The 19,125-nt window shown below is 70.5% G+C and carries 19 protein-coding genes; 9 read left to right on the top strand and 10 right to left on the bottom strand.

Annotation, left to right across the window (positions count from 1 at the left end; all coding sequences use genetic code 11):
• Nucleotides 1–45: 45 nt before the first annotated feature.
• Nucleotides 46–1,407 (top strand): serine-threonine protein kinase, encoded by a 1,362-nt coding sequence (locus tag R2B38_RS06500; RefSeq protein ID WP_318015363.1) that lies wholly within the window; start codon nt 46–48, stop codon nt 1,405–1,407.
• Here the strand turns inward: R2B38_RS06500 and R2B38_RS06505 are convergent.
• A complete protein-coding gene (locus R2B38_RS06505; protein ID WP_318015364.1) occupies nt 1,396–4,179 on the bottom strand; it encodes a penicillin acylase family protein in 2,784 nt (927 codons plus the stop codon). The two genes, R2B38_RS06500 and R2B38_RS06505, sit on opposite strands and share 12 nt — an antisense overlap.
• Before the next feature lie 221 nt (nt 4,180–4,400).
• Between R2B38_RS06505 and R2B38_RS06510 the strand changes: the two genes are divergently transcribed.
• Nucleotides 4,401–5,003 carry a hypothetical protein gene (locus R2B38_RS06510; RefSeq protein WP_033283661.1) on the top strand — a complete coding sequence of 201 codons (603 nt, stop codon included), beginning with the start codon at nt 4,401–4,403 and terminating at the stop codon, nt 5,001–5,003.
• Nucleotides 5,004–5,146: 143 nt separating this feature from the next.
• On the opposite strand, the gene R2B38_RS06515 is transcribed toward R2B38_RS06510, so the two are convergent.
• On the bottom strand, nt 5,147–5,953 hold the full coding sequence (locus R2B38_RS06515; RefSeq protein WP_318015365.1) for a G1 family glutamic endopeptidase: 807 nt from the start codon (nt 5,951–5,953) through the stop codon (nt 5,147–5,149).
• 237 nt (nt 5,954–6,190) lie between these two features.
• On the opposite strand from R2B38_RS06515, the gene R2B38_RS06520 reads away from it, so the two are divergent.
• Nucleotides 6,191–7,174 carry a hypothetical protein gene (locus R2B38_RS06520; RefSeq protein ID WP_318015366.1) on the top strand — a complete coding sequence of 328 codons (984 nt, stop codon included), beginning with the start codon at nt 6,191–6,193 and terminating at the stop codon, nt 7,172–7,174.
• Nucleotides 7,175–7,224: 50 nt separating this feature from the next.
• Nucleotides 7,225–7,953 carry a 3-keto-5-aminohexanoate cleavage protein gene (locus tag R2B38_RS06525; RefSeq protein WP_318015367.1) on the top strand — a complete coding sequence of 243 codons (729 nt, stop codon included), beginning with the start codon at nt 7,225–7,227 and terminating at the stop codon, nt 7,951–7,953.
• Here R2B38_RS06525 and R2B38_RS06530 read toward each other — a convergent pair.
• Nucleotides 7,899–8,636: a hypothetical protein gene (locus R2B38_RS06530; RefSeq protein WP_318015368.1), complete on the bottom strand. Its 738-nt coding sequence runs from the start codon at nt 8,634–8,636 to the stop codon at nt 7,899–7,901. The genes R2B38_RS06525 and R2B38_RS06530 overlap by 55 nt on opposite strands.
• A gap of 100 nt (nt 8,637–8,736) precedes the next feature.
• On the opposite strand from R2B38_RS06530, the gene R2B38_RS06535 reads away from it, so the two are divergent.
• A complete protein-coding gene (locus R2B38_RS06535) occupies nt 8,737–9,831 on the top strand; it encodes an RNA ligase (ATP) (RefSeq protein WP_318015369.1) in 1,095 nt (364 codons plus the stop codon).
• A gap of 9 nt (nt 9,832–9,840) precedes the next feature.
• Here the strand turns inward: R2B38_RS06535 and soxR are convergent, their stop codons facing one another.
• Nucleotides 9,841–10,350, bottom strand: coding sequence for a redox-sensitive transcriptional activator SoxR (soxR, locus tag R2B38_RS06540; protein ID WP_318015370.1), 510 nt, complete (start codon nt 10,348–10,350; stop codon nt 9,841–9,843).
• 133 nt (nt 10,351–10,483) lie between these two features.
• On the opposite strand from soxR, the gene R2B38_RS06545 reads away from it, so the two are divergent.
• On the top strand, nt 10,484–10,945 hold the full coding sequence (locus R2B38_RS06545; RefSeq protein WP_318015371.1) for a MaoC family dehydratase: 462 nt from the start codon (nt 10,484–10,486) through the stop codon (nt 10,943–10,945).
• Nucleotides 10,946–10,966: 21 nt separating this feature from the next.
• Here the strand turns inward: R2B38_RS06545 and R2B38_RS06550 are convergent, their stop codons facing one another.
• The 3 genes from R2B38_RS06550 to R2B38_RS06560 form a co-directional block, all read right to left on the bottom strand.
• Nucleotides 10,967–11,590, bottom strand: coding sequence for a TetR/AcrR family transcriptional regulator (locus tag R2B38_RS06550; protein WP_019059192.1), 624 nt, complete (start codon nt 11,588–11,590; stop codon nt 10,967–10,969).
• A gap of 73 nt (nt 11,591–11,663) precedes the next feature.
• Nucleotides 11,664–11,951, bottom strand: a complete 288-nt coding sequence (locus tag R2B38_RS06555; RefSeq protein WP_033283654.1) for a YiaA/YiaB family inner membrane protein — start codon at nt 11,949–11,951, stop codon at nt 11,664–11,666.
• 73 nt (nt 11,952–12,024) lie between these two features.
• Nucleotides 12,025–13,176 carry an acyl-CoA dehydrogenase family protein gene (locus tag R2B38_RS06560; RefSeq protein ID WP_033283653.1) on the bottom strand — a complete coding sequence of 384 codons (1,152 nt, stop codon included), beginning with the start codon at nt 13,174–13,176 and terminating at the stop codon, nt 12,025–12,027.
• Between the two features lie 93 nt (nt 13,177–13,269).
• Between R2B38_RS06560 and R2B38_RS06565 the strand changes: the two genes are divergently transcribed.
• Complete coding sequence (locus tag R2B38_RS06565; protein WP_318015372.1) at nt 13,270–13,908, top strand: TetR/AcrR family transcriptional regulator; 639 nt, start codon at nt 13,270–13,272, stop codon at nt 13,906–13,908.
• Between the two features lie 108 nt (nt 13,909–14,016).
• Here R2B38_RS06565 and R2B38_RS06570 read toward each other — a convergent pair whose 3' ends face one another.
• On the bottom strand, nt 14,017–14,916 hold the full coding sequence (locus tag R2B38_RS06570; RefSeq protein WP_318015373.1) for an NmrA/HSCARG family protein: 900 nt from the start codon (nt 14,914–14,916) through the stop codon (nt 14,017–14,019).
• 105 nt (nt 14,917–15,021) lie between these two features.
• Here R2B38_RS06570 and R2B38_RS06575 point away from each other — a divergent pair, with 105 nt between their 5' ends.
• Entirely contained in the window at nt 15,022–15,771 is a 750-nt protein-coding gene (locus tag R2B38_RS06575) for a TetR/AcrR family transcriptional regulator (RefSeq protein ID WP_318015374.1), read from the top strand.
• Nucleotides 15,772–15,880: 109 nt separating this feature from the next.
• Here the strand turns inward: R2B38_RS06575 and R2B38_RS06580 are convergent, their stop codons facing one another.
• Nucleotides 15,881–16,813 (bottom strand): acetamidase/formamidase family protein, encoded by a 933-nt coding sequence (locus R2B38_RS06580; protein WP_318015375.1) that lies wholly within the window; start codon nt 16,811–16,813, stop codon nt 15,881–15,883.
• 217 nt (nt 16,814–17,030) lie between these two features.
• On the opposite strand from R2B38_RS06580, the gene R2B38_RS06585 reads away from it, so the two are divergent.
• On the top strand, nt 17,031–17,978 hold the full coding sequence (locus tag R2B38_RS06585) for a DMT family transporter (protein WP_318015376.1): 948 nt from the start codon (nt 17,031–17,033) through the stop codon (nt 17,976–17,978).
• A gap of 46 nt (nt 17,979–18,024) precedes the next feature.
• Here the strand turns inward: R2B38_RS06585 and R2B38_RS06590 are convergent, their stop codons facing one another.
• Complete coding sequence (locus R2B38_RS06590) at nt 18,025–19,107, bottom strand: Zn-dependent alcohol dehydrogenase (RefSeq protein WP_033283648.1); 1,083 nt, start codon at nt 19,105–19,107, stop codon at nt 18,025–18,027.
• Nucleotides 19,108–19,125 lie beyond the last annotated feature (18 nt).

The raw sequence follows: 19,125 nt of genomic DNA on the forward strand, positions 1-19,125 counted from the left end.
CGATGCGCCCACATCGCACCACTTCGGGGAACGAGGAGGCCGGTCATGGCGGATCCGGCGATGAGTGTGAGCCCCTACTGGGAGTTGACCTTCGATGCCGACGGGGACGTCGACCAGGGAGAACGGGACCGGCTGCTGAGCGAGGTGCGGCAGCGCGGGATCGGCGACCTGATCGTCTTCTCACACGGGTGGAACAACCAACGCGCCGGCGCGACCCGGCTCTACAGCCGCTTCTTCGCCCCGGTTCCACGGCTCGCGCCGAGGGCCGCGATCGGGTACGTAGGCGTGATCTGGCCATCCATGGAGTTCCCGGACCAGCCGATTCCGGATTTCCCGCGATCACCGGCAGCCGTGGCCGAGTTGGCGCGTCCCGCGCTCGACGCCGACACCCGGCACGCGCTTCTCGACGCCTTCCCCGGCAAGGCGCCGGTGATCGACCAGATCGCCCGGATGCTGGACCAACAGCCGCCTCAGGACGCTGAGTTGGAGGAGTATGGGCGGCTGGTGCGGACGCTGGTGGAGGTGGTGCCGCCGGGGCCCCAGGCGATGTTCGGCGCGGACACGCTCGCGGAGGGGGTGCCCCAGTGCGAGCCGCGGATGTTCGCCGCCGGGTGTACGGCCGAGGTGTGCGGGCAGTTCGCGCAGGCGCTTGCCCACCTCACGGCGCCTCGATCCCCGGGTTCCGTAGCGGAGTTCGCGCTGCCGAATCCGTGGAAGGGTGCGCGGGAGCTGCTGCGGCAGGCGGCGTACTACGCGATGAAGAGACGTGCGGGCACGGTCGGTGAGCGCGGTCTCGGCCCGGCGATCGGGCGGCTCGCGGCGGTGGCGCCGGAGGTGCGGGTGCATCTCGTGGGGCACAGTTTCGGCGGGCGCCTGGTGTCGTTCGCGCTACGGGGTCTGCCCGAGGGAGTGCACTCGGTCAAGTCGGTGACGCTGCTCCAAGGGGCCTTCTCCCACTACGCGTTCGCGGCCCGGCTGCCGGACGACCCGCGTGCCGGAGGGGTCCTTCAGGGCCAGCAGAACCGCGTCGACGGACCCCTCGTGTGCTGTTACTCGCACTGCGACTCGGCGCTCGGCACGATCTATCCGCTGGCCTCGCGGATGGCGGACGACGACTGCTCGTTCGCCGCCGTCGACATCGTCCGGGTGCTGGGCGACAGGTGGGGTGCCATGGGCCACGACGGGGTGCGGGCGGTGCCGGGCACCCGGTCGCTGACCCTGGCCGAAGCCCTCGACTCGCCGCTTCCGGAGTCGGGTTGTGTGAACGTCGACGTCTGCTCGGTCGTATGTCACGGCGAGCCGCCGACCGGGGCGCACAGCGACATCGTGCACCCCGAACTCGCTCGGGTGGTGCTGGCGGCGGGCCGGATCGGCCGGCCCGCCGCCGCTCAGGCGTCACCGGTGTGACGTGTACTCCACCACTTGCTGGAAGGTGGGCCGGTTCTGCCAACTGATGTTGTAGTGCTTGATGCCGCCGAGCGTCCGCTGGACGATCGAGTCGGCACACCACTGGTCGCCCGCCGAGCACAGGGAGTCCCCGGGGTAGACCGTGGACGCGCTGGTGCCGGCCGCCGTCTTCAGCGTGCTGATCAGGATGTCCCGGCAGGCGCTGAGGCTGCCGCCCCCGCAGTACTGCTGGGCCAGCGGACCGGACACGGTCTGCCCGAGCACCGACCGGAGGTCCTTGTCGACGTAGCTCCACCAGCCGTACTGGAAGGAGCTTCCGGCGTGCGAGCCGGTCGGGCCGTGGGCGGCCGACGGGGTCTCGTCGATGTACAGGTTGTTGGTGAGCGCGGTGTAGAGGGTGTCACCGAGGCCGGGCTGGAACTCGGCCTTCACCAGTGCGGGCCACCAGGCGTCCAGGATCCGGATGGCGTCGGCGTTGGCGTAGGTCTTGGAGCCTGCCGAGGTCTCGGTGCGTTTGCCGCCGGCGGTGAGCCAGGTCTGCAGTTTGGTGACGGCAGCGGCGGCGGTGGTGTCGGTGACCGTACTGCTGTTGATCACCTTCAGCATGTCGGGCAGCACGTCCTCGGCGCGCAGGTCGGTGAGCGAGGCGTCGGACATCGCCTTCACCAGCGAGGATCTGGTGACCCCGCCGGCCGCGACGAGTTTCTTCACCCGGTCGTCGAGGAGGTTGCCGCGGTGGACGGACCCGTCACCCCAACTGGCCGTCGTGTAGTTGAGCGCCTGTTTGTTGTTCCAGGAGATGTAGTAGTCCTGGTCGATGGAGTTGGGGTGCGCGGAGGCCGGGGTGTAGTCGGAGGTGTTGGTGGTGGGGTCCCAGTTCTGCCATTCGTAGGCGGCCTGGCCCCAGACCGGGAACTCGGGGTCGACTCCGGTGGCCCGCACCGGGTTGTTGCCGCTGTTGTAGTACGCGGTGTGCTGGGAGTCGGCGTAGAACCAGTTGAACGTGAAGTTGATGTGCTGCGCGGCGGTCTGGAAGGTCTGCGGACTCTTCACGTAGTCCGGGTCGTTGAGCATCTGGAAGCCGATGATCGAGTCGGCCTCATGCATGTAGGAGGAGCGCAGGGTGGTGTAGGCGACCTTCTTCCCGCCGACGGTCGCTCTGTATTCGACGGGTCCGTACTCGGTCTTCCAGACCCGCATGGTGTACGACCCGGCGGCGGTGGAGTCGGCCGTGGTGGGTGCCCAGGAGTTCTTCTGCTCGACCTCCTCCATCGGCGTGCAGGTGCCGTGGAAGAGGTAGTGGTAGTCGTCCTGGCAGAGCTCGACGGCGTACGTGTCGATGATGTCCTGGCCGGAGGTCGTGGCGGACCACGAGTAGTCCTGGCCGCGGCCGAGTTCGACGTACATGCTCAGTCCCGCGAAGGAGGCGCCGCGGGCGCTGATGCCCGGGCCCTGGATCTCCTGGAGCATGAGCAACTGCGGTGCGAAGTAACCGGTTTGGGGCCCGAACACGGCTATCGGGTGGCCGCTCGCGGTGTATTTGCCGCTCACCACAAGGGCGTTGGACATCCCGCGCTTCGCGGAGCTGAGGGCGGTCGCCGTCGCCGCGGCGGAGGTCGCGTCGGCGCTCTGGTTGGCGCCGGTGCCCGTGGCGTCGTAAACGAGTGGCTCGGTCGTCACCGAACCGGCGTCGGGGAGTGCCTCGCCCTGGGCGGTGGTGGGCTTGGTGCCGTACGGGAAGCTCTCGCCGTTGTGGACGGTGAGGACGGCCTCGGGGTCGTTGCGTTCGCGGAAGGACTCCCAGACCTTGGTGCCCTGCTCCACGCCGTACTTCTCCTGGGCGGCGAGCAGGGAGAGGGCGTTGTTGACCTCGCCGCCGCCGCCGGAGCCGAAGAGCGTGCCGATGACGGAGGCCAGCGCGACCAGGTCGGTGATCTTGAAGTGGTCGATCGTGCCGGCGTTGGTGATCGAGTCCTTGTGTCCGGTGAGGACGTACTCGCCGGGGAAGTAACGGCCGCTGTCCGAGGCGTCGATGTAGGCGTTGATGCCGGCCAGATAGGCGTTGGCGTCAGCGAGCGCCTGCTGGCCGCGGGTGCCGTTGTTGGCGACGGCGTTGTCGATCTGGGACTGCAACTCGGCCTCGGTGTACGGGGCGTTGCGGTAGAACTCCTGCTCAAGTCCCTGGTTGGAGGCCGCGCCGCCGGCGAAGGTGGTCAACTGGCCGCGTCCCACGTGCCGGAAGACGTCCATCAGCCACAGCCGGTCCTCGGCGGCCGCGTAACCCGCGCCGTACTCGGTGCCGTAGCGCGTGGTGCCTGTGATGTGTGGCACACCGGTCGCCTTGTCGCGGACGATCGTCACGTCGGTGCGGCCGCTGGGGTTCTCGGTCGAGGCGACGTTGGCGGCGGGGACCCCGAACGACGCGTCGTTGAAGAAGGTGTTGATCTTCGCGTCGGTCAGCGTGGAGGCGCCCGTGGCCAGGTTGGCATAGGGGCCGAGCTGGTCTTCCGCATGGCTGGGCTGGGTGCCGAAGACCTGGTTGAGAAGGATCTGGGCGAGGGTGGCGTTGCCGTTCTCGCCGGCCGGGAGGATGTCCGAGCACTGGCCGCCGCAGTAGTCGTTCGAGGCGGTCGCCGCCGCGGCCGTCCCCTGGGCAAGGGGAGACAAAAGGGCGGCAATGAGGGCGCATACGGATGCGGCCTTCAGGAACCCGGGGAATCCGCCGGGAGTTCTCAGTCTGTCGAGCAAGTTACGCGGGGTGCGCCGTGGCATCGCAGCTCCTACCGACGGGGGTGGTGCGGGACGTTACCGCCGGTATCCCCGAGATTGAAGATGAACATGCGTCAAGTTTTGGATCCGGGCAAGTGGCTTATGGAGGCCATCGGAAATCGGATGGAGCCAAATCGCTTGTCGATACGTCTATTCGGCGACGTCCGTTCGACGACGCCGAGGTGACCGAAGTACAGGTGCAGGTGTGACGGAGGTGCAGGGCGATGGCCGGTTTCCGGAGTCTGGCGAGACAGGTGCGAGACCCTCGGTGCGATCTGGCGCTGCGGCGCTACTCGCTGCGCAAGTGCCTTGAGCGGTTCGCCCCTTATGGGCACAGGGCGACCTGGGACCACTTGTGCTCCCGGGCCGGGTTCGGACCCGAGGACCGCTCCCCCGACCCGGCGCGGCTCGTGGCCGCACTGGACGAGCTGGAGGAAGCGCGCAAGGTCTGGCTCGCCTACGAGGTCGGGTTCGCCGAACGCCGCAAGAAGGAGAAGCACGACGGGCTCCGCCGCCCGGGCACCGTGGACGACTGGCACCGGCTGACCTGGGGCGGCTTCGGTGTCGCCTGGTGCGACGACCCACGACTCCACCCCCATGAACCACTGGCCGAGGTGCTGCGACGGCTGATCGCCGCGCTGGAGCGTGAACCGGGTTCCGTGTGCCCGGTGTGCGCCGGGGAGCGCCTCCTGTGGAAGTACGACCTGGCCCACGAACCCTCCTCGGGCCCGGTCTGCACGGACTGCGGCATCGTCGTACCGCGTCCGGTGCTCACGCCCGAGGCCCTGGCGTACGCCAGGCGGGGACGGCTGCTGATGTCGGCCTGAACCGGGCGAACCGAAGAAGGGCGCCAGGGGTGCGCCGGGGATGCCGCACCCCCTTTTGACCCAGCCGGTTTGCGCTTGCCGGTGCAACGGCGAAGGCTGCCGACGGCGTTCGTCGACAGCCCCCAAGTGGCGCGCCGCAGGCGTCAGCTGGCCTTCCAGACGTCGGCGAAGCCGCCGCCGGAGATCGAGCCCGGCTGGGCCCGTACGGCCGAGCTGCTGCTCTTCGTCATGACGATCTCGTTCGGCGAGTAGGTGTCCAGGTTGCTGCCGTTCGCCTTGGCGCCGGTGAAGTTCACGGTGCCGAAGTTCGCGAGGCTCGCGACCGAGCCGCCGACCTCGGGGGCCTCGGCGATGACCTCGGCGGAGGCGTTCTTGAAGCCGGACGAACCGGCGTGCGTCGTCGTCTTCGTCCAGCCCTCCGTGGAGTCGGCGAGGGTCATGGTGAAGGTGGAGCCGGTGTAGGTCACGGTCGCGGTGAACTTGTCGCCGCCCTTGACCGTGACGCCGGAGTACGCGCTCTCGGAGGCGGGCAGCACCTCCCACCAGGCGCCGTAGGTCGCCTTGCCGCCGATGCAGTCGGCCTCCGTACCGGTCTGCTCCAGCGCGGAGTTGCTGTACCCGTCGAGGCCGACCCAGAAGGAGGAGTACGTGGTGGCCGAGGAGCAGGTGACGCTCGGCTGGGTCCAGGACGAGGTGACCGAGGTGTACGCGCCGGTCGAGCCGGTGGCCGCGTAGCCGGACCAGTTGGTGGACGAGACGGTGGCATTGACCTTGCCGGGCTTCGCGAGCCCGTGCAGCGTGTGACTCTCGTGGCTCGCTACGGCCTGGGTGAGCTGGGCCGGGGTGTGCGCGGCGGCGCTCGGGGCGGCCGCGAGCGCGGGCGTCGCGAGGGCGGCGGTGAGGGCGGCGGCGGTGACGAGAACGAACCCGGCGGAAGATCTCGCGGACATGACTCTCCGTCATTCGAGGGGTGGGGGGCTGCCGTGACGGCAGTGCACAGCAGCTTCCGCGAGGCCTCATGTGCATGGCAAGACGGACAAGTTCCTTCAGTCTTGCGGGAATTGGCGGCGCAACAACTGCGTAATCTGACAGGTTCATTCAAATTTGATCAATCACCGGGCAAGACTGACCCAACTTCAGGGCAACGGTCTTCCGCCCCACGGTGGCCCTGACTTGAGCTGGAACACGTGACTTCCAGACCGGGGTACGTGCCGCCCGCCAGACCGGAGTACGCGCTCTCCAGACCCGAGAACCCGGCGTCCCGCACCGGGGCGATGCCGTTCCACGAGGCGTTGCGCGCGGCCATCGCGGCCAGCGGGCTCAGCCTGGACCGGATCGAGGACCGGCTGCTGCGCCGGGGCACCCCGGTGGCGTCGGCGACGCTCAGCTCCTGGCAGTCCGGCCGCTACCAGCCCGAACGGCAACGGTCGTTGGCGGCGCTCGCCGTACTGGAGGACGTCCTACGGCTGCCGCCCGGAGCGCTGACCGGTCTGCTGGGCCCGCCCCGGCCGCGGGGGCGTTGGCTCCCGCCGGACGGCGACCACCCCGATCTCGCCCGGGCCTGGTCGGACCACCACGACCTGACCGCAGCCCTCGCCGCGCTGGACACCCGCTGGGACGACAGCCTGACCCGGCTCAGCTGCCACAACCGGGTGGACGTGGACGCCGACCGCCGCGTCCGCTCGATGACCAGCCGGCGCCTGCTGCGCGCCGAGGCGGACGGCGCGGACCGCTGGATCGCCCTGTACCGCCTGGACGCGCCCGGCCCGCTGCCGTACTTCAGCGTGGCGGTACCGGCGCGGCTCGGCACGGTTCTCGAACTCCCCCAAGAGGGCCTGGTCGCGGCGGAGTTGCTCTTCGACCGCCCGCTGGCCCGCGGCGAGACCGTGATCGTCGACTACACGGTCGAGCATCGCGATCCGCGCCCGTACTCCCAGCGCGCAGAGACCACGATCCATGTCCCGATGCGCGAACACCTCCTGGAGGTCCGCTTCGCGAAGGAGTGTCTGCCGCGCACGTGCTACTCCTTCCGCACGAACGGCCTCGGCCCCCGTCCCCGCGCCGGGCGACCGCGCGAACAACGGCTCCGGGTGGACGCGTCGGGGTCGGTGCACGCGGTGGCGTTGGGGGCGGGGCCCTGCCGGGTGGGGATCCGGTGGGTGTGGGGGTGAGGAGGCCGGGATCGGGGGCGGTTGTCAGTGGCGGGTGACACCATCGAGGCATGGTGCAGGTCTGTCTCAACGGGGCCCGTGGGGCCGCCGACGGCTGGATGGTGCCGGTCTCGCCCGGGGCGTTGGCCGATGCCGCGGTGGAGGCTGTCGCTGCGGGGGCCACGGACGTCCATCTTCATCCCAAGTCCCCTTGCGGACAGGACACGTTGTCACCGCGCGTCCTCGCGGTGACGCTGGAGGCGATACGGGCGCGGGTGTCCGTGCCGGTCGGCGTGACCACGGGCGCCTGGGCCGAGCCGGACCCGGCGGCACGGGTGGAGCGGGTGCGCGGGTGGACGGTCCTGCCCGACCACGCCTCGGTCAACTGGCACGAGCCGGGCGCCGAGGAGGTCGCGACGGCGTTGCTGGACCGGGGCGTCGGCGTGGAGGCGGGCATCTGGTCGGGCACGGACGGGGCGGCCCGGTTCGCCGTCTCACCGCTCCGGTCGAAGGTGCTGCGGGTCCTGGCGGAGGTGACGGACCCGGATGCGGAGACGGCGGAGGCGTCCGCACGTGCGCTGCTCGCCGACCTCGGCACCGGCCACGGCCGCCCGGTGCTGCTGCACGGCGAGGACGGCAGCACCTGGCCGGTGCTCCGGCTGGCGGGGCGGCTGGGGCTCGCGACCCGTATCGGCCTGGAGGACACGCTGTTCCTGCCGGACGGTGAACGGGCTTTGTCCAACGCTCAGTTGGTCGCCGAGGGGCTGGTCCAGTACGGGTGGGCCCAGCGCTCGTCGTAGGGCAGGGCCAGGAGTTCGGCGCGGGTGGCGAGGTCGGACTCGCCCTGAGCACGGAGGCGGGCGGCACCGGGACCGGCCAGCCAGGTGCGCAGGTCCGCCAGGCCGGTGGCCTCGCTGTCGTCGTACCACCAGGTGAACGGGGAGGCGTCGGACACCAGGTAGTAGAGCCAATGGTCGGCGCAGTGAACGAAGTGGGCGTCGGCGACGGGGCCTTGGGCCCACCCGTCCAGGAAGGGGGTCACGCTCCTGGCGATGGTGGCGCAGGTCTCGAAGACGTCCTGGATGCCGTACGGCGACTCGGGCTTCGCGAGGGCGTCCTGCCACCAGGCGTGGAGGAAGGCCTCGATCGCGGCGGCCTGGTCGGCCGGCCAGGAACGCCAGTCGATCCGGCTCAGCCCGTGCGCGCCCCAGCCGATCCCGTCCAGCTCGCCCTCCGCCATCGCCCGCGCGGTCTGCGGCAGCAGGCGTCGCAGCACGGCGGCGTGATCCTCGAAGTGCGTGGGGTCCTTGAACACGAACCTGCTCACCAGCTCGCCGGGCACGCGCGTGTACGGCGTGCGCAGGAACGCGGTCTCCGTCGGCCCGAAACACCGCTCGCAGCCGGTCTCCCCCGGGCTCGCGAAACCGTTGAAGACCGTCTCGATGTCCGCGAGGGCGGCGGTGAGCGCTGGCGACAGGGGCATGGATCCCGAAGCTAGCAGCCGCATATTCGGTCGCTCCACCCCTTTCCGATCAGGACAGTTGAGGGCGATGAAACACAGCTGAGGAACCCGAGGAGTCCCGATGTCGACGCTCCGCGTCACCGCCGAAGTGCTGACCGTCCATGAACACCCGAACGCCGACGCCCTCGAACTGGCCCAGGTCGGCCTGTATCGAGCCGTCGTCGCCAAGGGGGCGTTCCGCACCGGTGAGACCGCCGTCTACATCCCCGAGCAGTCCGTGCTCCCGGCCGGTCTGATCGAGGAGTTGGGGCTCACCGGGCGCCTCGCGGGGAGCAACGCGGACCGGGTCAGGGCGGTGCGGCTGCGCGGTGAGCTGTCGCAGGGCATCGTGTGCCGGCCGAAGGCCCTCGCGGACGTCGACCTGGCCCGAGCCGCCCTGGACGGCACCGACTTCGCGGAGCGGCTCGGCATCGTCAAGTGGGTGCCGCCGATCCCGCCCACGATGGACGGCGACGTCGAGCACGCGCCCGATCTGCTGCCCTGGGTGGACATCGAGAACATCCAGCGGTTTCCCGGGATATTCGAACCGGGCGAGGCTGTGGTCCTGACCGAGAAACTCCACGGCTCCGCCTGCCTGTTGACCTACTTCGCGGAGGAGGAGGGCACCGAAGAGGGCGGCCGTGTACAGGTCTCCTCGAAGGGCTTCGGCGCCAAGTCCCTTGCCCTGAAGGAGGATCCGCGCAATCTGTACTGGCGAGCCGTCCGCGGTCACGGCGTCCCAGAAGCCGCCGCCCGCCTCGCCGAACGGCTCGGCGCCCGCCGGGTCGGCGTCTTCGGCGAGGTCTACGGCGCGGGCGTCCAGGACCTGACGTACGGCGCCGACGGGCGGCGCGAGACGCTCGGGTACGCCGTGTTCGACGTGTCCGCCGAGATCGACGGGGCGGTGCGGTGGCTGGACGCAGCCGAACTGGCCCAACTCCTCGACGGGGAGCTGCCGTTGGTGCCAAGGCTGTACGAGGGGCCGTACGACGTCGAGCGGGTGCTGGAGGTCGCGAGCGGGCGGGAGACCGTGTCGGGGCGGGGGCTGCATCTGCGGGAGGGAGTCGTGATCCGTCCGGCGGTGGAGCGGTACAGCGCGGTGACCGGTGGACGGGCGGTCGCGAAGGCCGTCAGCCCGGCGTATCTGACGCGGAAGGGCGGCACCGAGTACGAGTGAGCGCCGTCCTCAGTCGCGCCCCTCGGGATCCCGGTCCCGGGGGGCGCGTGCGTTCCGGCGCTCCGCCGGTTCCGTCATCAGGCGTGAACCCGCGCCCCGTTCGCCGACCACGTCGTCCGGGTTGGACAGGACGCAGGACGACAGGGACAGGCAGCCGCAGCCGATGCAGTCGGTGAGGTGGTCGCGGAGGCGGTTGAGCTGCTTGATGCGCTCGTCTAGTTCGGAGCGCCAGGCCTCGGAGAGGCGGGCCCAGTCCTCGCGGGTCGGGGTGCGCTCCTCGGGGAGTTCGGCGAGCGCCTCGCGGATGGTGGCCAGCGGGATGCCGACGCGCTGGGCGGCCCGCACGAAGGCGACCCGGCGCAGGGTGTCACGGGTGTACCGGCGCTGGTTGCCCGTGGTGCGCGTGCTGCTGATCAGGCCCTTGGCCTCGTAGAAGTGCAGGGCGGAGACGGCTGCTCCGCTGCGTGCGGCGAGTTGGCCGACCGTCAGCTCGTGGATCTTCTCGGGGATCTGAGGCACCTGTCAGAGCCTACCCATCGCGTCACACCCGTGGTCCGTTGACAGAGGCCTCACATCCGACCATGCTAAGCAGTTGCTTAGGTATGTGATGACGTGATGGCGTGCTGGATGACGTGAGAGGCCGGGACAGGACATGGCAGAGCCGAGGATCTTCACCTCCGTCGACGACCTGCGGGCGGCGGTCGGTGAGCAGTTGGGGCACACCGACTGGCTGGAGGTCGACCAGAAGCGGATCGATCTGTTCGCGGACGCGACGGGCGACCACCAGTGGATCCACGTGGCCCCGGAGAAGGCGGCGGCCGGACCCTTCGGGACGACCATCGCGCACGGCTACCTCACCCTGTCGCTGCTCCCGCTCTTCGGGCCGCAGCTGATCAAGGTCGAGGGCGTGAAGATGGGCGTCAACTACGGGACGAACAAGGTCCGTTTCCCCGCCCCGGTCCCGGTCGACTCCCGGCTGCGCGCCACCGCGAGGATCACCGGCGTCGACGACGTACCGGGCGGCGTCCAGGTGACCGTCGCGTTCACCGTGGAGCGCGAGGGCGGCGACAAGCCGGTGTGCGTGGCCGAGTCGGTGTCGCGCTACTACCTCTGACCAACACCCTTGGCAGGGCGGCTACTTGGACCCCACCATCCGCAGCACGAGGTCGGCGTAGAGCGCGCCGACCTCGTCGGGCGTCCGGGGTCCGTCGAGGCTGAACCAGCGGGCCACGTCGATGCACAGCGACAGGATCGCGAGGGTCGTGCCCTTCACGTCCGGCACGTCGAAGGAGCCGTCGGCGACCCCGTCCTCGACGATCCCGCGCACCTCGGCGTCGACCTGGCGGCGCAGCGCGAGGATCTCGGCGCGGGCGTCCGGGCCGAGCGAGTCGAGTTCGTACTGCACGACCCGCGCGGTGGTGCGCCCACCCGCGTGCCAGCGCACGAAGGAGCTCACGGCGTCCGCGAGGCGCTCGGCGGCGCTGCCCTCGCGCCCCGCCGCCGTGCGCAGGATCTCCAGGGCCTTCTCGTGGCCGATCCTGCTGATGCGGTGGAGCAGTTCTTCCTTGGTCTTGTAGTGGATGTAGAGCGCGGCCGGGCTCATCCCGGCGCGGCCCGCGATGTCCCGGGTGGTCGTCGCGTGGTAGCCGCGCTCGGCGAAGGCCTCCACGGCGGCGATCAGCAGCCGCCGGGCCGCGTCGGGCGTGACCTCCGCCCAGGCCTGCGGGTCGCCCGCGGTGGTCTCCTCCGCCGTACTCATCGCTCGTGAACCCCTCTCGGTGACAAGGGGTCCACCATACCGCCGAACCTGAGCGAGCGCTTAGTCTGGCCGCTCAGAGCTTTTCGAAGGGGTCGTGCTCGGCGAGGAGCTTCTCCAGCCTGGCCTGGTCGACCCGGCTGACGATCTGGCCGACCTCCTGGCGGTCGCGGACCACCTTGGCGAGCGTGAAGGCGGACGTGACCAAGTAGAGGACGGCGATGCCGAGGAAGGCCCGTACCCAGGTGTCGGCGTGCAACTGGAAGATGCCGATGGCGGTCGCCGCGAGGGCGATCGCGAAGGAGGCGACGGCCTGGCCGTGATAGGCGGCCGTGGTCTGCTGTTTGACCGGTGTGTCACTCATGGGTCGAGCATCGGCGGCTACGGCCCGTAGGACATCCGCTCAGATACTCAACTCACGTACTCAGAACGGGTCTTCAGAACGCGGAAACGCCCGTCAGCGCGCGCCCGATGAGCAGTTTCTGGATCTGGCTGGTGCCCTCGTAGAGGGTCATCACACGGGCGTCGCGCAGCAGCTTGCCCGCCGGGTACTCGTCGATGTAGCCGTAGCCGCCGAAGACCTGGAGCGCGTTGTTCGCGGCGCGGACGGCGGCCTCCGAGGCGAAGAGCTTGGCCTTGGAGGACTCGGTGGCGAAGGGCAGCCCGCGGTCTATGAGGTCGGCGACCCGCCAGGTCAGCAGCCGGGCCGCGTCCACGTCGACGGCGATGTCGCTGATCAGTTCCTGCACGAGCTGGTGCTGCGCGATGGACTTGCCGAACTGCTCGCGCTCACCGGCGTAGCGGAGCGCCACGTCGAGCGCGGCCTGGGCGATGCCGACACAGCCGGCCGCGACCGACATCCGGCCCTTGGCCAGCGCCGACATCGCGACCGAGAAACCCTTGCCCTCGGGGCCGAGCATCGTGGCGGCGGGCACGCGGACGTCTTCGAGGACGAGTTCGGCGGTGGCCTGGCCGCGCAGGCCGAGCTTGCCGTGGATGGTGCGGCGGGTGAGGCCGGGGGTGTCGGTCGGGACGAGGAAGGCGGAGACGCCCTTGTGTCCCGGGGCGTCGGTCGAGCGCGCGAACAACAGCACCACATCGGCCCAAGTCCCGTTCGTGATGAACATCTTGGTGCCGTTGATGACGTAGTCGTCGCCGTCGCGGACCGCGCGGGTGGTGAGGTTGCCGGCGTCGGAACCGGTGCCGGGTTCGGTGAGCCCGAAGCAGCCGACGTGCTCGCCGGAGGTGAGCCCCGGCAGCCAGCGCCGCTTCTGCTCCTCGTCGCCCCAGGCCGCGATCGACTTGGCGACCAGCCCCAGCGACACGGACACGATCCCGCGCACGGAGGAGTCGCCGCGGCCGAGCTCCTCGGTGACCAGGCAGTACGCGAGGTGGTCGCCGCCCGAGCCGCCGTACTCCTCGTCGATCGTGAGCCCCAGGAAACCGACGCCGCCGAGCTTCTTGACGATCGAGCGGTCGACCTCCTCGGCGCGGTCCCAGGCGATGACGTGCGGGGCGATCTCGCGGTCCACGAAGTCCTTGGCGAGCCGCCGTACGGCCTCCTGCTCCTCGCTGAGCTCCAGGTTCATTGCGCGTCACCCCAAGTGGAAGGCCGTACACCGATTGCTGCACATTTAAATTAGCACTGCTAGTTTGACTCTCGCAGCCCTACTATGTGCGGCATGGCCCGACCGCGCAAGCCCCTGCTCAGTACCGACCGGATCGTCGAGGCGGCGCGGGTGCTGGTGGACGCGGAGGGCCTCGCGGCCGTGTCCACGCGTCGGCTCGCCGCCGAGTTGGGGGTGAGTGGGCCCTCGCTCTACAACCACTTCCGCACGAAGGACCAGATTCTGGAGGCGGTCGCCGACTCGGTGAGCGCACAGGTCGATCTGTCGATGTTCGAGGACGGGCGGGACTGGCGTACGGCGCTGCACGACTGGGCGGTGTCGTACCGGTCCGCTCTGCGTGACCATCCGAACATCGTGCCCGTGCTCGCCACGGGGCCCGGGCGGCGGCCGGCGGGGTTGCGGCTCGCCGACGCGGTGTACGGGGCGATGGTCGACGCGGGGTGGCCGCCGGCGCAGGCCACGTCGATCGGGGCGTTGATGCGGTACTTCATCATGGGGTCCGCGCTGGGGTCGTTCGCCGGGGGGTTCGTGGACGACGAGAGTGCGTACGATCCCGCCGACTATCCGCATCTCGGGCAGGCGCATCTTCTTGCCGAGCAGCAGGAGAAGGTGGATGAGCGGGCGTTCGAGGTGGGGTTGGCCGCGCTGCTGGAGGGGTTGGCGGGGCAGTTCTCGGAGGTGACTGGGCGGTAGGGGTTGGTACCAGCTGTGGAGCGCGCATATCGCCCTGGACTGCATCGGCGGCCGTACCCGTTCCCCGCCCCGCCCTCACCAGCAAGACCACGACCCACAGCCACGGCACTACGCGGTGTGGGGGAATCGCTTCCGCAGCACGGCGGCGCCGGATTCGGCGAGCCAGTCCGCGAGCGTACGCAGCCCGGGATGAATGACGCGCAGCGCCTCGATATCGGCGTGCCAGCGCGATCCGGCTGCCCAGCGCTCCCTGACCTGGGCGATCTCGGGGTTGAGCGCGGCAGCCTCGGCGTGGGTGATCTGCTCGTAGCGCACCTCGGCACCGATGGCCTCGCTGATCGCGGCAACCGCCTCGGCCGGAGTGGGAGCGTCCCCGGCCAGCTCCAGACTCCGCCCCGCGAACCGGTCCGGCTGGTCGAAGGCCAGCGCGGCGAATTCGGCGATGTCCTCCACCGCGACGATCTGGGCAGGTTCGTCCGGCGGGAAGACGTGCCGGTGCACGCCGCCGGAGATGCCGTCGAGACCGATGGGTGCCGAACCGAGATAGTTCGACATGAACCGCACCGGGCGCAGCACGGTCACCGACCGGATCCGCTCACGCAGATAGTCCTCGACGCGTTTCTTCCCCTCCGAGCCACCGGGACGACCCGGCGTGGAAGCCACGCCCGTGAACACGACGTGTTCGACGCCCACGGCGGCCGCGGCATCGGTCAGTGCCCGGCCCCGGGCGAACTCCCGCTCCACGTCGGAGCCGGCCGGCCCGAATGCCACGGGCGGTACGGCGAACAGTGCCGCCGCTCCCTCCAGCGCCGCAGGCAGGCCCGACGGGTCGTCGAAGTCGCCGCGGACGAGTTCGGCCCCGGCGGTTTCGAGAGCCTGGGCGGCGGGAGCGGTCGTGTCCCGCACGAGTACGCGCACCGGTCTGCCGGCCGCCAGGAGCCGGCGTGCGGTGGCGCCGCCCTGTCGGCCGGTCGCACCGGTCACGACGGTCAAGCGGTCAGTGGTCATGTCGTCCTCCACCCCGGGCTTGTCGGTGGGCACGGTTGGGCTCGGCCCGGGGTCGATGTGGAATGCTGCACCCGGTTGAGTCCGGCGGACAAGGGATTACGTGACATGACCGCACCTCCCCATGACGTCGGTCGGGCCGATGCCCGCCGTAACCGCGCGAAGGTGCTCGCCGCCGCTTCGCGGGCGTTCGACGAGCGCGGTCTGGACGTCTCGCTCGGCACGATCGCACGGCAGGCGGGGGTCGGCGCCGGCACCGTCTACCGGCACTTCCCCAGCAAGGAGATCCTGCTGGAGGCCGTACTCGTCCAGCAGATCGACAACCGGGTGGACGCCGCTCGGCGATGGGCGGCCCGCGCGGATCCTGTCGCGGCGTTCTTCGGCTTCCTGCTGGAAGTCGTCGACACGTCCCAAGGCCGCAAGCCCGCATGCGACGCCTTGACCACGGAGACGAGCTGGCCGCGCCCCCAACTGACCGCGTCGGCGCGACGGTTCCGCCAGGCACTCGATGAACTGCTCCGCGCGGCCCAGCGGGCCGGCGGGGTCCGCACCGACGTCAGCGCGGACGATGTCGCCGCGCTCATCGTCGGATGCGTGACGATCTGGGCCGCACACCGCGACCGGAACGGCGGCACCCGCACGGTGCGGCTGGCGCTGGAGAGCCTGCGGAGTCCCGCGTCCGTCACGGAAGGAGGGGTATTTCGTGACGCGTCCGGCACGCTTCACGCGGCGCCGCGGTGCGAGGAGTGCGGGGTCCGGCTTGAGGCCCGGTCCACCGGCCGCCCGGCCCGCTACTGCGGAGCGACCTGCCGACAGCGAGCGCGTCGCCGCCGCGTCGGGCCGGCGACGGATTCCTAGGGGGTGGGTGGCTTGTGTGGTGTGCCGCGTGCGCTGGGGCTGGTCGCGCCCACGCGGCGGATCCGCAAGTAGATACAGCCCCGCGCCCCTGCGAAACCCACCCCATGCCTCAAAAGGATCGGAGTATCGCCTTTGGCAGGTGGGCCGTGACTATCCAGTTGGGGGCGTCCACGACCTCGGTGATCCGCAGGTCTACGGCGACGCTGCACAGGACGTAGGCGTCGATCGGGGCGAGACCGTAGCGGGTGCCCAGGTGGTCGATCATGGCTCGGGTCGCGTCCTGGGCCGCGTGCATGAGGTCGGGGGCTACGCCCATCGTGGCGTAGTGGCCGGCTCGGGCGGGGTCCGGGTGGAGGGGGCCCGGCGTCTCGAACTGGGGGGCCGGGATGCGGCGGCCCTTGTGCAGGCGGATGCGGGCCGCGCCCGACAAGGACGCCTCGATCGCGCTGACGCACAACTCCCCGTCGCCCTGGGCCGCGTGGGGATCGCCGAGGCTGAGACGGGCGCCGGGGACCTGGACCGGAAGGTAGAGCCTGGTGCCGACGACCAGGTCCTTGCAGTCGACGTTGCCGCCGAAGTGGCCCGGAGGCAGGACGCTTTGGGGTTCGGTGACGTCCGGGCAGACCCCAACCACCCCGCAGAACGGGCGGATCGGGATGTCGGCCACGTCGAGGAAGTTGGCCGTGTCTCCGCCGGTCAGGTCCCACAGGTGGAGGTGCGCGTCGGGGAAGTCCTCGGTGAGCAGGCCGAGTTCGGGGAGTACCGCCGTCCAGCCCCAGTCGACGGACCGCAGTTCCAGGAACTCCACTTCCAGCACGTCACCCGGTTCGGCGTCCCTGACCACGATGGGTCCGGCGAGTGGATAGACGCGGTCCCAGTCGAAACCGGCCACCGCCTCCACGGTCGACGTCGGGTCGAACTGTCCGTCCGTCGCCTCGGTGAGGTCGAACGACACGGTGTCGCCGTCCTCGACCTCCAGCACGGGCTCGTGCTCGGGCGACCACAGGCGATGCACTTGCCTCGGTACGGAGTGGTGGCTCATCGGACCCGTCCTCACCTGTCGGTAGGTACGTATCGGCACGTGTCGGCACGCGTTTCGGACTCTGCCCCTCGGCCAGGTCTGCCGTCAAGCCTCACAGGCAACAAAAATAACCTCATAGGCATCGCCTACTCCCCCCGGCGATCGCGTCCGCTTCGCCCGACGACCGCGTCCGATTTCCGCCAGCGGTACGGTCCCGCCGCCGCCTAACCTCGTACGCATGACGAAATCCCACCCCCGTACCGAACGGGCAGCCGCCGCAGCCGCTGTCGTCACCGTCGTCCTGTGGGCCTCGGCGTTCGTGTCCATCCGGAGCGCGGGATCCGCCTACTCCCCGGGCGCGCTGGCGCTGGGGCGGCTGGCGAGCGGGGCGCTGGCGCTGGGCGTGCTCTCTCTCGTACGGCGGGAAGGGGTGCCGCCGCGGTCCGCCTGGCGGGGGATCGCGATCTCGGGCGTGCTCTGGTTCGGGTTCTACATGGTCGTCCTGAACTGGGGCGAGCAGCAGGTCGACGCCGGTACGGCCGCGCTCGTCGTGAACATCGGGCCGATCCTCATCGCGCTGCTCGGCTCGCGACTGCTCGGTGACGCGATGCCGCCGCGGCTGCTCGCGGGGATGGCGGTGTCGTTCGCGGGTGCGGTGACCGTGGGGCTCTCGATGTCGGGCGACGGCGGTTCGTCCGTGCTCGGGGTGGTGCTGTGTCTGCTCGCGGCGGTCGCGTACGCCGGTGGGGTCGTCGCCCAGAAACCGGCCCTCGCCCGGGCCGGCGCGCTCCAGGTGACGACGTTCGGGTGTCTCGTCGGGGCGGTGCTGTGCCTGCCGTTCGCCGGGCAGCTTGTCGATCAGGCCGGCGACGCGCCCGTCTCCGCCACGCTCAACATGGTCTACCTGGGCGTCTTCCCGACCGCCCTCGCCTTCACCACCTGGGCGTACGCCCTCGCCCGCACGACCGCCAGCAAGATGGGCGCGACCACGTACGCGGTACCCGCGCTGGTCGTCCTGATGTCGTGGCTGGCGCTGGGTGAGGTACCGGGGTTGCTCACGCTGGGGGGCGGGGTGCTGTGTCTGGCGGGCGTGGCGGTGTCGCGGTCCCGGCCGGGCGCGAAGGCGAGGGCGAGGGCGAAGCAGGCTGCGGCGACCGATGAGCCGCAGCCCGAACAGGTGCCGTAGGCAAGGGCGTTGAGCCTGAACCGCCGGTGCGGGCGGACAGGGCCGTTCAGAACACGACCAGTGCCCGCCCGCCCTTCCCCGCCACCATGTTCTCGAACGCCCCCGGAATCCCGTCCAGTCCGATCCGTTCCGTCACCAGCGCCCCCAAGTCCAGCCGTCCGGCCCGGACATGTTCGGCGAGCACCGGTACGTCCTTCGCCGGGTCGGAGTTGCCGTAGACGCAGCCGCTCAACGTCCGGCCCCAGTGGAAGAGTTCTAGGGCGTTGAAGGTGACCTGCTGGTCCTTGCCGCCGATGCCTACGACTGTCGTACGTCCACCTCTGCGGGTGGACTCCCAGGCCGTGCGGATGGTGACCGCGCGGCCCACGCACTCCACGGCGACGTCGACGCCCTGTTTTCCGGTGAGGGCGCGGATCTCCCGGGCCGTGTTCTCGGAGGCGACCACGTAGTCCGTCGCCCCGGCCGCGCGGGCCAACTCCTCCTTCTCCGGGGAGACATCGACGGCGACGATCGTCGTGGCGCCCGCGATCCGGGCCGACTGGAGGGTGGCCAGGCCTACTCCGCCGACGCCGAAGACCGCGACCGTCTCGCCCTCCCGCACCCGCGCCGAGTGGTGGATCGCGCCGTAGCCGGTGAGGACGGCACAGCCGAGGAGGGCCGCGTCCGTCAGCGGGATGCCCTCCGGGAGCGGCAGGACACAGGACGCCGCTACGACCGTCTCCTCCGCGAACGCCGCCACGTTCAGGCCGGGGTGGAGGTCGCTGCCGTCGGAGGCGCGGTGGGCGTAGACGTCCGCCGCGCCGTTGAGCGCGTTGGCGCAGAGCCAGACCTCGCCCAGGGTGCAGGCGTGGCAAGTGCCGCAGGACGGGGCCCAGTTGAGGATGACCGGGGCGCCGGGTGAGACGTGGGTGACGCCCTCCCCCACGGCTACGACCGTGCCCGCGCCCTCGTGGCCGAGGACCGCCGGGACCGGCACGCGCATCGTGCCGTTGGTCAGGGACAGGTCGGAGTGGCAGACCCCGGCGGCGGCGAGGCGGATGCGGACCTGGCCGGGGCCGGGGTCCGGGAGGTCGATCTCGGCGATCTCCAACGGAGCGCCCACGGCGGGCAGTACGGCGGCGCGGACCATGTGAGGCCTCCTGACTGG

The organism is Streptomyces sp. N50 (assembly GCF_033335955.1).
Taxonomy (GTDB): domain Bacteria; phylum Actinomycetota; class Actinomycetes; order Streptomycetales; family Streptomycetaceae; genus Streptomyces.

What these genes read in the sequence shown, in the direction of transcription:
- R2B38_RS06500 (WP_318015363.1), top strand. Translation starts at nt 46, where the DNA reads ATGGCGGATCCGGCGATGAGTGTGAGCCCCTACTGGGAGTTGACCTTC.
- R2B38_RS06505 (WP_318015364.1), bottom strand. Translation starts at nt 4,179, where the DNA reads ATGCCACGGCGCACCCCGCGTAACTTGCTCGACAGACTGAGAACTCCC.
- R2B38_RS06510 (WP_033283661.1), top strand. Translation starts at nt 4,401, where the DNA reads ATGGCCGGTTTCCGGAGTCTGGCGAGACAGGTGCGAGACCCTCGGTGC.
- R2B38_RS06515 (WP_318015365.1), bottom strand. Translation starts at nt 5,953, where the DNA reads ATGTCCGCGAGATCTTCCGCCGGGTTCGTTCTCGTCACCGCCGCCGCC.
- R2B38_RS06525 (WP_318015367.1), top strand. Translation starts at nt 7,225, where the DNA reads ATGGTGCAGGTCTGTCTCAACGGGGCCCGTGGGGCCGCCGACGGCTGG.
- R2B38_RS06530 (WP_318015368.1), bottom strand. Translation starts at nt 8,636, where the DNA reads ATGCCCCTGTCGCCAGCGCTCACCGCCGCCCTCGCGGACATCGAGACG.
- R2B38_RS06535 (WP_318015369.1), top strand. Translation starts at nt 8,737, where the DNA reads ATGTCGACGCTCCGCGTCACCGCCGAAGTGCTGACCGTCCATGAACAC.
- R2B38_RS06545 (WP_318015371.1), top strand. Translation starts at nt 10,484, where the DNA reads ATGGCAGAGCCGAGGATCTTCACCTCCGTCGACGACCTGCGGGCGGCG.
- R2B38_RS06550 (WP_019059192.1), bottom strand. Translation starts at nt 11,590, where the DNA reads ATGAGTACGGCGGAGGAGACCACCGCGGGCGACCCGCAGGCCTGGGCG.
- R2B38_RS06555 (WP_033283654.1), bottom strand. Translation starts at nt 11,951, where the DNA reads ATGAGTGACACACCGGTCAAACAGCAGACCACGGCCGCCTATCACGGC.
- R2B38_RS06560 (WP_033283653.1), bottom strand. Translation starts at nt 13,176, where the DNA reads ATGAACCTGGAGCTCAGCGAGGAGCAGGAGGCCGTACGGCGGCTCGCC.
- R2B38_RS06565 (WP_318015372.1), top strand. Translation starts at nt 13,270, where the DNA reads ATGGCCCGACCGCGCAAGCCCCTGCTCAGTACCGACCGGATCGTCGAG.
- R2B38_RS06570 (WP_318015373.1), bottom strand. Translation starts at nt 14,916, where the DNA reads ATGACCACTGACCGCTTGACCGTCGTGACCGGTGCGACCGGCCGACAG.
- R2B38_RS06575 (WP_318015374.1), top strand. Translation starts at nt 15,022, where the DNA reads ATGACCGCACCTCCCCATGACGTCGGTCGGGCCGATGCCCGCCGTAAC.
- R2B38_RS06580 (WP_318015375.1), bottom strand. Translation starts at nt 16,813, where the DNA reads ATGAGCCACCACTCCGTACCGAGGCAAGTGCATCGCCTGTGGTCGCCC.
- R2B38_RS06585 (WP_318015376.1), top strand. Translation starts at nt 17,031, where the DNA reads ATGACGAAATCCCACCCCCGTACCGAACGGGCAGCCGCCGCAGCCGCT.
- R2B38_RS06590 (WP_033283648.1), bottom strand. Translation starts at nt 19,107, where the DNA reads ATGGTCCGCGCCGCCGTACTGCCCGCCGTGGGCGCTCCGTTGGAGATC.